This window comes from Brooklawnia propionicigenes, from assembly GCF_030297015.1.
Lineage (GTDB): Bacteria > Actinomycetota > Actinomycetes > Propionibacteriales > Propionibacteriaceae > Brooklawnia > Brooklawnia propionicigenes.
In genome coordinates this window covers 1,601,061-1,613,378 of record NZ_AP028056.1, presented here as the reverse complement: position 1 = coordinate 1,613,378, position 12,318 = coordinate 1,601,061, and the positions used below count along the sequence as shown (strand labels likewise).

General features: G+C 65.8%; 15 protein-coding genes. 10 read left to right on the top strand and 5 right to left on the bottom strand.

Annotation, left to right across the window (positions count from 1 at the left end):
* Positions 1–33: 33 nt before the first annotated feature.
* Together QUE25_RS07235 and QUE25_RS07230 are read right to left on the bottom strand one after the other, a co-directional pair.
* Entirely contained in the window at positions 34–2,079 is a 2,046-nt protein-coding gene (locus tag QUE25_RS07235; protein WP_286263526.1) for a Na+/H+ antiporter, read from the bottom strand.
* Positions 2,080–2,085: 6 nt separating this feature from the next.
* Entirely contained in the window at positions 2,086–2,904 is an 819-nt protein-coding gene (locus QUE25_RS07230; protein WP_286263525.1) for a sulfurtransferase, read from the bottom strand.
* A 221-nt stretch (positions 2,905–3,125) separates the two neighbouring features.
* Between QUE25_RS07230 and QUE25_RS07225 the strand changes: the two genes are divergently transcribed.
* Positions 3,126–3,524, top strand: coding sequence for a YchJ family protein (locus QUE25_RS07225; protein WP_286263523.1), 399 nt, complete (start codon positions 3,126–3,128; stop codon positions 3,522–3,524).
* Positions 3,525–3,531: 7 nt separating this feature from the next.
* On the opposite strand, the gene QUE25_RS07220 is transcribed toward QUE25_RS07225, so the two are convergent.
* On the bottom strand, positions 3,532–4,539 hold the full coding sequence (locus tag QUE25_RS07220; RefSeq protein WP_286263519.1) for a hypothetical protein: 1,008 nt from the start codon (positions 4,537–4,539) through the stop codon (positions 3,532–3,534).
* The gene (locus QUE25_RS07215) at positions 4,536–5,180 is read right to left on the bottom strand and encodes a hypothetical protein (RefSeq protein WP_286263517.1); all 645 of its coding nucleotides are present in this window, start codon (positions 5,178–5,180) and stop codon (positions 4,536–4,538) included. Before QUE25_RS07215 ends, QUE25_RS07220 begins: the two co-directional genes overlap by 4 nt.
* Before the next feature lie 63 nt (positions 5,181–5,243).
* On the opposite strand from QUE25_RS07215, the gene QUE25_RS07210 reads away from it, so the two are divergent.
* Positions 5,244–6,038 (top strand): deoxyribonuclease IV, encoded by a 795-nt coding sequence (locus QUE25_RS07210; protein ID WP_286263514.1) that lies wholly within the window; start codon positions 5,244–5,246, stop codon positions 6,036–6,038.
* A 3-nt stretch (positions 6,039–6,041) separates the two neighbouring features.
* Here QUE25_RS07210 and QUE25_RS07205 read toward each other — a convergent pair whose 3' ends face one another.
* On the bottom strand, positions 6,042–6,692 hold the full coding sequence (locus QUE25_RS07205; protein WP_286263512.1) for a cysteine hydrolase family protein: 651 nt from the start codon (positions 6,690–6,692) through the stop codon (positions 6,042–6,044).
* A 107-nt stretch (positions 6,693–6,799) separates the two neighbouring features.
* Between QUE25_RS07205 and QUE25_RS07200 the strand changes: the two genes are divergently transcribed.
* The 8 genes from QUE25_RS07200 to QUE25_RS07165 all read left to right on the top strand — a co-directional run bounded on the left by QUE25_RS07200 (position 6,800) and on the right by QUE25_RS07165 (position 12,317).
* Positions 6,800–7,390, top strand: a complete 591-nt coding sequence (locus QUE25_RS07200) for a LysE/ArgO family amino acid transporter (RefSeq protein ID WP_286263511.1) — start codon at positions 6,800–6,802, stop codon at positions 7,388–7,390.
* Positions 7,391–7,514: 124 nt separating this feature from the next.
* Positions 7,515–7,913 carry a rhodanese-like domain-containing protein gene (locus tag QUE25_RS07195; protein ID WP_286268451.1) on the top strand — a complete coding sequence of 133 codons (399 nt, stop codon included), beginning with the start codon at positions 7,515–7,517 and terminating at the stop codon, positions 7,911–7,913.
* Between the two features lie 136 nt (positions 7,914–8,049).
* Positions 8,050–8,340, top strand: coding sequence for a 30S ribosomal protein S6 (rpsF, locus tag QUE25_RS07190; RefSeq protein ID WP_286268450.1), 291 nt, complete (start codon positions 8,050–8,052; stop codon positions 8,338–8,340).
* 116 nt (positions 8,341–8,456) lie between these two features.
* Complete coding sequence (locus QUE25_RS07185; RefSeq protein ID WP_286268449.1) at positions 8,457–9,008, top strand: single-stranded DNA-binding protein; 552 nt, start codon at positions 8,457–8,459, stop codon at positions 9,006–9,008.
* A gap of 101 nt (positions 9,009–9,109) precedes the next feature.
* Complete coding sequence (gene rpsR, locus QUE25_RS07180) at positions 9,110–9,349, top strand: 30S ribosomal protein S18 (RefSeq protein WP_286268448.1); 240 nt, start codon at positions 9,110–9,112, stop codon at positions 9,347–9,349.
* A 16-nt stretch (positions 9,350–9,365) separates the two neighbouring features.
* The gene (rplI, locus tag QUE25_RS07175; protein ID WP_286268447.1) at positions 9,366–9,812 is read left to right on the top strand and encodes a 50S ribosomal protein L9; all 447 of its coding nucleotides are present in this window, start codon (positions 9,366–9,368) and stop codon (positions 9,810–9,812) included.
* A 233-nt stretch (positions 9,813–10,045) separates the two neighbouring features.
* Positions 10,046–11,128: a 3-phosphoserine/phosphohydroxythreonine transaminase gene (gene serC / locus QUE25_RS07170; protein ID WP_286268446.1), complete on the top strand. Its 1,083-nt coding sequence runs from the start codon at positions 10,046–10,048 to the stop codon at positions 11,126–11,128.
* A gap of 16 nt (positions 11,129–11,144) precedes the next feature.
* Entirely contained in the window at positions 11,145–12,317 is a 1,173-nt protein-coding gene (locus QUE25_RS07165) for a 3-phosphoglycerate dehydrogenase family protein (protein WP_286268445.1), read from the top strand.
* Position 12,318: the final 1 nt, after the last annotated feature.

Sequence of the window (12,318 nt, the reverse complement as noted above, 5' to 3'; positions counted from 1 at the left end):
GTCTTACCGGGTCAGGATGAACCGGCACCGGATTCAGTGGTGGCTCTCGGCCGCATTGAGCTGCAGCAGATAGACACTGTCGCGCAGTTTGGTGGCCTGCGCACGGCTCAAGGTTCCGGCCTCGTACATGTCCTGGATGAAGCCCAGCTCGAGACGGAAGCCCTCCTCCTCGACGGTGCGGATCGATTCCCACAGCTGGGCACGGTCCTCGCTGGCGCGGCCCTGCGCATCACCGGCCATCTGACGCTGCCTGCGGTACATCCGCAACAGCACCTCGTGATCGGTCTTCAGCCGCGACGCCGCTTTCGCGCGCTCGGCGACGCTGTGGTCGACCACGCCGCCGAGGTACTGCACCGCCCGTACCTCGAGCAGGATCTGGGCGTCCCTGGTCTTGCCGGAACGCCGGGCGCTCTCCCGCAGCTCGTCCGGACGCTGGCCGCGAAGTCTCCACTGCAGCGCCTGAGTGCGCATCAAGGACGTGAAGATGCCGCGACGCTTTCCGGTCGACACCACCGACAGATTGCGTCGCAGGATGACCGAGCAAATACGTGCCGTCTCCGGGTCGATGGCGTCGGTGTCCTTCAGTTCCTGCAGGTAGAGCTCCTGATCGGCGATCACCTCGGTGCGCAGCTGCTGCAGCACCGCGGCATGCTCGTCGTCCTCGGACAGTTCGCGGATCTGCAGCTTGTACTCGTTGACCACGATCGACACCGGCATCGCGGTGGCCGCGGTCGACTGTTCACGTAGCGCCCGGACGACCCTGTTCAAGATCTCCACGTGAATGCGCGCCAGCTTCTGTTCCTCGCCGGAATTGTCGGCCTTGGGGGCGAGCACCGGCACCACGAAGTTGGCCAGCAGCAACGTCAGCAGGATGACACCGGAGGCCAGGAATATCAGCTCGTCACGCTGGGTGAACAGACTGCCGTCCGCGATCGTGTAGGGCAGGGTGAAGGAGATCGACAGGGTCACCGCCCCTTTGGGACCCGCGAAGGTGGTGACCGCCGCGTCGCGAACCACCTGGGAGTTCAGCAGTTCGGTACCGGGCACCGTCCTGCTCAGTTTGCGTTTGTGCAGGATCTCCATCACGAGAATCCACCCGAAGCGCAGCGCCACCGACATGAACGTCACCGCGAAAATGAGCATGACGAGGCTGATCGGATTGGTGGCGTCCTCCCACGGATGCTCGATCGCATACGGCAGTTGCATGCCCAGCAGCACGAAGACCACGCCGTTGATGACGAATGTCAGCACTTCCCAGACGCTGGACGAGACGAGTCTGACGCGCGCCTGATAGCTGGAGCGCAGCTGCGGGAACAAGGTCATGACCAGGCCCGCGGCGACCACGCCCAGGATGCCGGACGCATGGATCTCCTCGGTGACCAGGAAGATGATGAACGGCGTGAGCACCTCGAAGACGACGTGGAAGACGGTGCTCTCCAGGCCGATCGCGCGCACCGAGCGCAGGATGATCACCGCGAGAAGGCCGAGCAGCGCACCGGTGGTCAGCCCACCGAAGAATGACACTGCGAACGAGGCGCCGGCTTCGGCGAGGTGGAAAGCGCCGGTTACCAGGGCTGCCACTGCGAACTGGAAGGAGACGATGCCGGACGCGTCGTTGATCAGGGCCTCACCCGACAGCAACGACTTCTGTCTCGTGTTCAGTTCTAGGCTTCGCGACAGCGCGGTCACGGCGGCTGCGTCGGTGGGGCCGAGCATCGCGCCCAGCGCGAACGCGCCTGCCAGCGGAATGGTCGGGGCCAGCCAGTTGAGGGCGAACCCGATGGCGAGCGCCGAGACGAGCACCAGACCGATCGCCAGCGACAGGATGCTGCCGAGGTTGCGCACGAACATCTGCTTGTTGATCTTGCGCGATTCATCGAAGAGCAGCGGGGCGATGAACAGCACCAGGAACAGTTCCGGGCTCGTCGAGATGTGCAGGGGCTCACCGACCACTGATGCCAGCAGTGCGCCGATCATGATCTGCACCAGCGGCAGCGCGAGTCGGGTCAGCAACTGATCCAGCACTGCGGACACCAGGACCACGGACAGCACCAGCAGGATGAGGTCGAAGGTCTCCATACGGTGCTATCCCCGTTCGCCCGGCTCTGCGCCGGTGGCAATCGGGCGTCCCGACGGTGCATATGCCGACCACGAGCCCACGAACAGTCGTCCGCGACCCAGGCCGGCATATTCCATCGCCAGCAGGTCGTGGCAGGCGGTCACTCCCGACCCGCAGTAGACGATCGCCTGCGCGGCGTCAGTGACACCGATGGCCTGATACTGCTCCCGCAACTGTTGCGGAGTGCGGAAGCGCAAGTTGGAGTCCAGATTGTCGCCCAGCGGGGCGTTCAGCGCGCCAGGGATGTGGCCCGCGGCCACCCCGGTCGGCTCTGTCGTGCCCTGGTAGCGCTCGGAGGCGCGGGCGTCGATCACCAACGGTCCGGCAACGGCCTCGTCCATGGTGGCGGTCTGACCCTCGTCCCAGCCGCGCGCGGTGAACGACCCCTCAGCAGGATCGGGGATCTGCGTGGTGAGAGCATGCGGCCAGCTGTGCAGGCCGCCGTCCAGAAGCGCGGCCTCGACACCCAGTGCTCGCAGCATCCACACCAGACGTCCGGCGGAAAAGCCGCCAGCGTCGTCATAGGCGACCACCGTGGAATCGTCCGAGATGCCGGCCCGGCTCATGGCGGCGGCGAAGTCGGCGGGATCGGGCAACGGGTGGCGTCCACCCTCGACGGTCGGCGCAGCGGACAGTTCGGTATCGAGGTCGATGAAGACCGCTCCGGGGATGTGACCTTCGAGATAGCTCTCGTATCCGGTAGTGGCGCCGAGCGCCCAGCGCAGGTCGACGATGACGGCCTCGGGGTGTTTCTCCAACCATGCAGGGCTGACTACGGGAACCATCATCGCCTCATTTCGGACATACTCGTCTTGTTGGAGACGCCGTGGTGCTGAGTCATCATCGACGCCTGCCTTCTTCGGGTGGTTGGTCCGATTTTCCCATGGCTTGATGTGCGAACAGCACAGTTTCCATGCTCGTTGCCGGATTAGCCATCGGCGAATTCATCTGTTATGGGCCGGTGCCCGCCTGGCGAACGCGATCGGATTGGAGTAGACAGCCAGTCATGAGAGCCCGACCCGAACCAGCCGTACGCTGCCCCTGCTGCTCGGGAGGCACCTGGGGTGCCTGCTGCGGGCGCTTTCTGGACGAGGGACTCAACCCGCCGACGCCGGAGGCGCTGATGTGTTCGCGCTTCTCGGCGTTCGCCGTCGGGGATGCCGACTACCTGCAGCGGACCTGGCATCCGGCAACCAGACCGCGCGCCATTGATCTCGACCCCGAACTCAACTGGTACCGCCTCGACGTGCTGGCCAGCCGCGGCGGTCCGTTCGACGATGATGGCATGGTCGAGTTCATCGCCTACTACCGCTCACCCGCCGGCAGAGGGCAGGTGCACGAGCGGTCCCGGTTCGAGAAGGTCGACGGGCATTGGCTGTATCTGCACGGCCTTCAGCTGGGCTGACCGGCGGTCATCCCCGCTCGGGAGCGGCCCGGTCGGTGGCCAGACCGGCTTCGACCAGCACCCGGACGATCTGGTCGACGGTCGCCTCCCGGGGCTCGCGCCCGTCAGGCAGCAGCGGGGCCGCCGAGAAGTAGCCGCCCTTGCCGGCGTGTTTGAGCGGGCCGATCCTGATGATCTCCAGCCGCCCGTCGCGGCGGGCCCGGTTCCACGGCGAATCGCGGAAGACCGGCCAGCGCCGGGCGAAGAACAGCACCCCGAGGCTCTGTACCTTGTCGGTGTCGCCACGCAGGTGCCAGATCTGCTGGGCGCGGTCGAGTCCGGGGTCGGCGGACAGGATGCCCGCCATCGACATCACCCGCACCGGGATGCCCAGCGCAGCCAGGTACCAGGCTGCCCCGGCGGCGATCTGGGCACCGCCACTCCAGCCGAGCAGGGTGACCGGACGACGATGCTCCGGCGCATAGCCGTTGCGGATGAGTGCCGCAGCGATCTGATCGGCGATGGCCAGATTGAAGACCGGGCCGTAGCGCCGGTCGGAGCTGACGAACATCTGGAACGCATTGCGCAGGTTGATCCCGAACGCCAGCGCCCTCAGCCGGTTCTTCTCGAATTTCCAGCGTGCCAACGCCTGCCAGACGCGGCTGAACCGGCGGCCCTGGGTCAGGGCCGTGTTGGCCACCGAGTAGGGGTAGATCTGCCAGATCACCCGGGTTCGGCCGATGCGTTCGGCGACTCGTTCGACCAGGGGGATTTCGACCACCGGAAGCTCATCTGGGCCGCTGATGCCGAGGCCCGACAGATAGACCAGATAGTGCCCCTGTTCGGCGGGCAGGGCCGCCGGCACCGCATCGTCGGGTTGGTCGCCCGGATGCCCGAAAGCCTCGTCGAGCGATGGCCAGCGGATCGTCGGCTCGTCCATCTCGCCGCGCCGCCACCAGCTCAGCGCTTCCCGGGGGGCGATCAGCCCCGCGATCACCAAGCCGGCCACGATGATCGCGACGATCTGCCCGATCATCGTGGCTCCCCCATCTTCGCCGATGCCATCAGGTCGCGTCCGGTCAGTCCCGGCGAGCCGCTGACCAGGCAGAACACCCGTTCACGCAGCCGGATCGGAGAACGCTCGATGGCAACGTCGATCGCCTCGGCGGCCAGCCACGCGGCCGCTGCGACAGCCAGCGCAGCTGTGCTGCCCACGCCCAAGGCCGGACGCAGCAGCTGCCACAGCAACAGCAGATGCCAGACCTTCACGATGCGTGCCACCCCCGGCCCGGTGTAGGGCAGCACGACGAGGAAGCCCAGCCAGTAGGGGGCGAAGGCGATCAGCACGCTCGGCAGCACGGCGCCGATCCGCGGTGAGCCACCCAGCAGGAGCCAGCCCAGGCCGGTCACCAGGGCAGCCTCGATGGCCGCGGCCAGCAGCGTCCCGAGCCCGGAAGCGACGAGGGTGAGCAGCGTGCGCCAGCGTCCGACCCGGTTGATCGCCAGCAGGGCCCACTGCCCCACCATCAGTGAGATGCCGGCCACGACGCCGACTCCGACCGGAACCGCCCATGCGAACTGCGCCAGGTGCTGTGCGGCGCAGGAGGAGTCGACGGCCAGTCCGCAGCCGACGGTGCCCATCAGCGCGTTCACGTATTCGCCAAGCCAGCTCCCCACGCCGCCAGTCTGACACGCGTGGGCCAGCCGGTGGCCATTGCTCTGCGACCATATGGTTGGCCCATGACCTTCGAACTCGGCATCACGGTCGACCAGTCCGATCCGATCGGCGAAGCGGCAGCCTGCCCCGCGCCCATCGTGCAGCTGCTGATCGGCGATCCGCAGAGTTGGAAGACCCCCAAGCTCGGCTATCCTGCCGGGCCCGAGGCGCTGCGGGACGCCGCCGAGTCGGCCGGGGTGGGCATCTACGTGCACGCTCCCTATGTGATCAATGTGGCGTCGACCAACAACCGGATCCGCATCCCGAGCCGCAAACTGCTGCAGCAGCATGTCAGCATGGCTGCCAGGATCGGAGCACGCGGGGTCATCGTGCACGGCGGTCATGTCACCGCGAACGACGATCCGGAGCAGGGCTATGAGAACTGGTTCAAGGCCGTCGACGGCTTGGACCTGGACTGCCCGATCCTGATCGAGAACACCGCCGGTGGCTCACATGCCATGACCCGTCATCTGGACTCCATCGCCAGGTTGTGGGAGGCGATCGGCACGGCTTCCGACTTCGATCGGGTGGGGTTCTGCCTCGACACCTGCCATGCGCATGCCTCCGGCGAGGATCTTTCCGACATCGTGGGGCGGCTGCGCGCGATCACCGGGCGCATCGATCTGGTGCACCTCAACGACTCCCGGGACGCCGCCGGGTCGGGCGCTGATCGGCATGCCCATCTGGGGCAGGGCCAGATCGATCCGCAGCTGCTGGTGGACGTGGTCCGCCAGGCGGCCGCGCCGACCATCTTGGAGACCCACGGCAGCGTGCAGGATCAGTGCCAGGACATGGCCTGGCTCAATCAGCGTCTGTGACCCTCAGATCTGCCCGGGAATCTCAACGCCCAGATCGGAGTCGTCCTCGGCGTCCTGCTCGGCTTGGCTGATCAGGTCCAGGTCGTCGGGTTCGTCGCCGCTGCCGAAGTCGACATTGGCCGCGGCCACCAGGTTCCCGGTCACGTCGGGGTCGAGATCGAGCCAGACCATCCGATTGACGAAGGCGGCCAGCTGGCGTCCGCTGAAATCGCAGTCGTCGAAGCGAGCGGGCGCAGCCAGATGAGCGTCCTCAATCAAGGTGACGTCCCAGCCGCGGTGCACCGCCCCGAGGTAGGTCTGCACTACGCCGTGGTCGGAGCCGAGCCCGGCCAGCCACAACTGGCCCGCCTCGGCTGCCTCGAGTTCGCCGGCCAAATCGGTGTCGATGAAACCGTCATCCCAGCGGTGGTCGATCAGCGTCTCGCCCGGAATGGGCGTGAGTTCGTCGGCCAGTTGCCATCCTGGCTCCCCGACCCGCAGCGCGGCGTCGACGCGTCGCAGCCAGATCACCGGCACCGCGGCCAGCCGCGCCCGGGCGACCAGGTCGGCCATCACGACCAGGGTGTTCACGCTGCCGGGGATCTGTTCGGCGAAGTGCTGCTGCGCGTCCACGATGACCAGCGCCGAGGCGGTTCGCTGCGGGAATCGACTCATGCCGCGAGCCTACTCGGCCGCGGCGCCGCGCGGGCCGCAGTGCGGAACCGCCCGTCCGGGATGCCCGGCTGGGGCATAATCCGAGGTCTGCTCCAGAATGAGGTTCGATGACTGCCACCATCGCGGGAATGCTCGCCGGATTCTCGCTGATCATCGCGATCGGCGCCCAGAATGCCTTCGTGCTGCGACAAGGTATCCGCCGTGAGCATGTCGGCGTCGTGGTGAGCATCTGCGCGGCCTGCGACTTCGTCCTTATCATTGCCGGCACGCTGGGGGTTGGAGCCCTGGTGACCGCGCACCCGGTCGTCCTGACGGTGTTCAAGTGGGCGGGCGCGGCCTATCTGCTGTGGTTCGCGTTCACGTCGTTTCGCTCGGCGATGCATCCGCAAGCGCTCGAGATGCGCGAGAGCTCGCCGTCGCGGTCGATCGTGCTGAGTGCTCTGGCGATCACGCTGCTGAACCCGCACGTCTACCTCGACACGGTCGTGATGCTCGGCAACCTGGCCAACCAGCACGGCCCCGATCGCTGGTGGTTCACCCTCGGCGCCTGCCTGGCCAGTCTCATCTGGTTCCCGGCCCTCGGTTACGGAGCCCGGGCCCTGGCCGGTCCGCTTGGGCGGCCCGGGGTCTGGCGGCTCATCGATCTGGTTATCGGGATGGTGATGATCGCGATCGCGATCAGACTCATCACCTTGTGACCACCAATGCCGCTGCGATGTGACCACCAACGCCGCCGCGATCGCCGGTCAGCTGGGCCTGTGGAACCATGGAGGCAGGCAGTCGCCTGCCAGGACCCGAGGCATATAGAAAGAGGGCGTAACGATGGGTTTCCGGGATTTCTTCGGCAAGGAGCCCCCGGCCGCTGACGAATCGACGATCTCGGTTCCGGACGCCTTGGGCATGCTTGCCAAGGGTGGTGCGATCATCGACATCCGCAGCCGGACCGAGTACGAACGCGGTCACATCCCCGGGTCGAGGCTGATCGCGGTCACCGATCTGCAGCCGTCGGCGATGGACGCGATCTGGGGCGACGATCCGCTGGCGATGCTCGATCCCGACACCGCCCAGAAGGCCATCATCGTGGTGAGTTCCACGCCGGCTCATGCGGCCGCAGTGGCTCACCTGCTACGCGATCAGCAACTGAACGCCTATTGCCTGGCGGGGGGCCTGTTGGGTTGGGTCCGCGACGGACAGGTGCTGATCCCCGGCCCACCTCGTTGATTGGCGCGAGGCCGCGCCCGGAAGGTAGACTCGTGCTTTGTGTCGGACGCGTCCGTAGCGTCCCTCGCATGCAATACGCCCTCCTGCCACGGGAAATACCCGCGGCCGCCTAGTCCGAAGGAGGTGGAGTTCGCGTATGCGTAAGTACGAGATCATGATCATCATTGACCCCGATGTCGACGAGCGTCAGGTGCCGGCTCTGCTGGAGAAGCATCTGAAGGTCATCACCGCGTCCAATGGCACTGTCGACGGTCAGGACGTCTGGGGCAAGCGCCGGATGGCCTACGAGATCAACAAGAAGGCCGAAGGCACCTATGCGGTGCTCAATGTCACGGCCCCCGCCGATGCGGTCAAGGAAATGGATCGGCTCATGTCCATCGATGAGCAGATCATGCGCGCCAAGGTGATGCGCACCGACAAGAAGTGAGTCAGCTCGGCGAGATTGTCCACAGATCGGCAGCACTCTGAGCGTTTGTCAGTGGGCTGACCAATACTTGAAGAACTCGCCACAACTCGCTTTCACACTCGTAACGGAGGAATCTCATGGCAGGTGAGACCCAGATCACACTGGTCGGCAATCTGACCGCTGACCCCGAACTACGGTTCACGCCGTCGGGTGCAGCGGTGGCCAACTTCACCGTGGCGTCGACACCGCGCACCTTCGATCGTCAATCCAATGAATGGAAAGACGGCGAAACCATGTTCCTCAACTGCTCGATCTGGCGTCAGGCGGCCGAAAACGTCGCTGAGACGCTGACCAAGGGCATGCGGGTGATCGTTTCGGGCCGCCTGCGTTCGCGCAGCTACGACGACCGTGAGGGCAATCGCCGCACGGTCTTCGAAGTGGACGTCGACGAGGTCGGGCCGTCGCTTCGGTACGCCACGGCCAAGGTCAACCGGACCTCGTCGGGTTCCGGTGGTGGCTGGCAGGGCGGTGGCCAAGGCGGTCAGGGCAACCAGGGTGGCTACAACCAAGGTGGTCACAGCCAGGGCCCGGGCCAGGACAACTGGCAGGCCGGTGGCTCGTCCTCGCCCAACCGCGGGGTCTCCAACGACCCGTGGGCCGGCGCCCAGAGCGAAGAACCGCCCTTCTGATCGTCCGATCAGATCGGCAACACAACTAACCACAAGGCACATTCCGGCGTGAGCCGGGCTCAGGGAACGCCAAGTTCCCGTCTGAACTAAGGAGCACCACAATGGCCGGTCCACAGCGCAAGCCTGTGAACAAGAGGAAGATCGTCCCCGTCAAGGCGGTCCGCATCGGCAACATCGACTACAAGGACACCGCGACCCTGCGGAGGTTCATCTCCGAGCGCGGCAAGATCCGCGCCCGCCGAGTCACCGGACTCAGCGTGCAAGATCAGCGCAAGGTCGCGATCGCGGTGAAGAACGCCCGCGAGCTGGCGCTGCTCCCGTACACCACGAACGCTCGCTGACCGGGAGGCTGCTGATATGAAGCTCATTCTGACTGCGACTGTCGACAACCTCGGTATCGCCGGCGATGTCGTCGAGGTGAAGGACGGCTACGGACGCAACTACCTGCTGCCGCGCGGCCTCGCCATCGCCTACAACCGCGGTACCGCCAAGCAGATCGAGGGCATCAAGCGCGCCCGCGACGCGAAGCAGATCCGCGACAACACGCACGCCGCCGAGATCCGCGCCCAGCTCGAGGAGCTCCAGGTGCAGGTTCCGGCCCGCACCGATGCCTCCGGCAAGCTGTACGGCGCGGTGAGCGCCAACGAGCTGGCACAGGCTATCAAGAAGGCCGGCGGTCCCACCATCGACAAGCGCGCCATCAAGGCCGCCAAGCCGATCAAGACCACCGGCTCCCATCTGGTTTCGGTCAAGCTGACCGATGCCGTTACCGCGCGCGTCCCCGTCGAGGTCGTCAGCGCCTGATACACACGCGTCAGCACGCCCGGGCCTTTCCGAAGCGTCGTCTGACGTTCAACACCGGTGAGCCCCCGTCCCGATCGCTGCGGCGGGGGCTCACTGCATGTTCGGCCATAGCCCGGCCGCGCCTGTCACGTGGACGATTGCGCTGCGGACGGCGAACCGGCAGGCCTACGCAGCTGCCTCACTTTCGGAACACGACCTAGTGCCCTCAGCCAAAGGGTGCAACAATCGATGTCGTGCGCGTATTTAACTTTTCTGCCGGTCCCGCGATGATGCCGCTGGAGGTCCTCGAACAAGCCCAGGCCGAGTTGCCCGATTGGCAGCACACCGGCATGTCTGTTGCCGAGGTCTCGCACCGGAGCAAGGAATTCGTCGCTTGCGCCGACCACACCCAAGAGCTGCTCCGCCAGATCTTGGGCATCCCCGACAACTACCGGGTGCTGTTCATTCAGGGCGGCGCTTTCGGGCAGTTCGCCGGCGTCCCGCTCAATCTTTCGAAGCCGGGCGACACCGTCGATTTCGTGCTGACCGGGCAGTGGGGCACCAAGGCGTTCAAGGAGGCCAAGAGGTTCGGCCTGAATCCGATCGCCGTGACCGACGAGAAGGCGTCCAACTACACCACGACCCCGGCGCAGGGCACGATCCAGCCCACCGAGGGCGCCGCCTACCTGCACTACACCCCGAACGAGACCATCGGTGGTGTCGAATTCGGCTACATTCCCGAGACCGGTGATGTGCCACTGGTCGCCGACATGAGTTCGACGATCCTGTCGCGCCCGCTCGACGTGTCGAAGTTCGGCGTCATCTACGCCGGCACCCAGAAGAACATGGGGCCGGCCGGGATGGCTGTGGTGATCGTGCGCGACGACCTGCTCGATCGGGCCCGCCTCGACACCCCGTCGATCTGGAGCTACCAGTTGATGGCGGAGAACAACTCGATGCTCAACACCCCGCCCACCTTCTCGATCTACCTGCTCGGCAAGATCCTCGAGTGGGTCATCGCCCAGGGTGGACTGGACGGCCTGGCCGTGCGCAATCGCACCAAGGCCGAAACCTTCTACGCTTTCCTGGATGCCTCCGACTTCTACTCCAACCCGGTGGCCCATGATTCGCGCAGCTGGATGAACATTCCCTTCCTGATGGCCAACGCCGACCTCAACAAGCAGTTCGTGGCGCAGGCCGAACAGGCCGGCCTGACCAATCTGGCCGGGCACCGTTCGGTGGGTGGCATGCGGGCATCGATCTACAACGCGATGCCACAAGCCGGTGTCGACGCGCTCATCGAGTTCATGAAGGAGTTCGAACGCGTCCACGCCTGATGCGCTCATCATCACCATGAACTACAGCATCAAGACGCTGAACTCCATCAGCGCACGAGGCCTCTCGAAACTGCCCGAGAGCTATGAGGTGGGTCCTCACGTCGACAATGCGGACGCCTGGCTCGTCCGGTCGGCCAACCTGCATTCGGTCGAGATCCCGGATTCGGTGCTGGCGATCAGCCGGGCCGGGGCCGGGACCAACACCATCCCGGTCAACCAGCTGAGCGGACGCGGAGTCGTGGTCTTCAACACCCCCGGCTCCAACGCGAATGCCGTCAAGGAGTTGGTCTTGGCGGGCATCCTGCTGGGCGCCCGGAACATCCTCCCGGCAGCCGCGTTCGCCCGCCAGCTCACCGGGGATGACAATGAGATCAACGCCGCGGTCGAGGCCGGCAAGAAGCAGTTCGTCGGCTGGGAGCTGCCCGGACGAACCCTGGGTGTGATCGGGCTGGGTGAGGTCGGCGTCCAGGTGGCCAATGCCGCCGAGGCGCTCGGCATGAAGGTGCTCGGCTACGATCCGGCGATCACGATCCGGCACGCCTGGCAACTCAGTTCGCACGTGACGCGGGCGGCGTCCATCGACGAGGTCTTCCGGAGAGCGGACGTGCTGACCGTGCATGTACCGCTGATCGAGGCCACGCAAGGCCTGGTCAATGCCGAACGACTGGCCCTGATGAAGCAGCGGGCGCTGGTGCTGAACTTCTCCCGTGCCGGCATCGTCGACTCCCCGGCGATGGTCGCGGCCCTGGAATCCGGCTCGATCCGCGGCTATGTCTGCGATTTCCCGAGCGCGGAGCTGCTGAACCGGCCGAAGGTCGTCGCGCTGCCGCACCTCGGGGCGTCCACCGTGGAGGCCGAGGAGAACAGCGCAGCGATGGCTGTCAACGAACTGCGTGACTTCTTGGAGAACGGCAATATCTCCAACTCGGTGAACTTCCCCGACGCGGTGCTGGCACGTGAGCCGGACACCACCCGGATCGTCGTGGCGAACGTCAACGTGCCGAACATGGTGGCCGAGATCTCCGCTCTGATCGGCGACGCCGGGATCAACATCACCAACCTGCTGAACAAATCACGCGGTGAGCTGGCGTGGACCATGATCGATGTCAGGGGCCCGGTCACCGACGCGCTGCGCAGCAGCATCGAACAGATCGAAGGTGTCCTGCGGGTCCGCGTCATCGAGCCGTGAC

Coding starts and splice junctions, on each gene's coding strand:
- QUE25_RS07235 (WP_286263526.1), bottom strand. CDS start 2,079: ATGGAGACCTTCGACCTCATCCTGCTGGTGCTGTCCGTGGTCCTGGTG.
- QUE25_RS07230 (WP_286263525.1), bottom strand. CDS start 2,904: ATGGTTCCCGTAGTCAGCCCTGCATGGTTGGAGAAACACCCCGAGGCC.
- QUE25_RS07225 (WP_286263523.1), top strand. CDS start 3,126: ATGAGAGCCCGACCCGAACCAGCCGTACGCTGCCCCTGCTGCTCGGGA.
- QUE25_RS07220 (WP_286263519.1), bottom strand. CDS start 4,539: ATGATCGGGCAGATCGTCGCGATCATCGTGGCCGGCTTGGTGATCGCG.
- QUE25_RS07210 (WP_286263514.1), top strand. CDS start 5,244: ATGACCTTCGAACTCGGCATCACGGTCGACCAGTCCGATCCGATCGGC.
- QUE25_RS07205 (WP_286263512.1), bottom strand. CDS start 6,692: ATGAGTCGATTCCCGCAGCGAACCGCCTCGGCGCTGGTCATCGTGGAC.
- QUE25_RS07200 (WP_286263511.1), top strand. CDS start 6,800: ATGACTGCCACCATCGCGGGAATGCTCGCCGGATTCTCGCTGATCATC.
- QUE25_RS07195 (WP_286268451.1), top strand. CDS start 7,515: ATGGGTTTCCGGGATTTCTTCGGCAAGGAGCCCCCGGCCGCTGACGAA.
- rpsF (WP_286268450.1), top strand. CDS start 8,050: ATGCGTAAGTACGAGATCATGATCATCATTGACCCCGATGTCGACGAG.
- QUE25_RS07185 (WP_286268449.1), top strand. CDS start 8,457: ATGGCAGGTGAGACCCAGATCACACTGGTCGGCAATCTGACCGCTGAC.
- rpsR (WP_286268448.1), top strand. CDS start 9,110: ATGGCCGGTCCACAGCGCAAGCCTGTGAACAAGAGGAAGATCGTCCCC.
- rplI (WP_286268447.1), top strand. CDS start 9,366: ATGAAGCTCATTCTGACTGCGACTGTCGACAACCTCGGTATCGCCGGC.
- QUE25_RS07165 (WP_286268445.1), top strand. CDS start 11,145: ATGAACTACAGCATCAAGACGCTGAACTCCATCAGCGCACGAGGCCTC.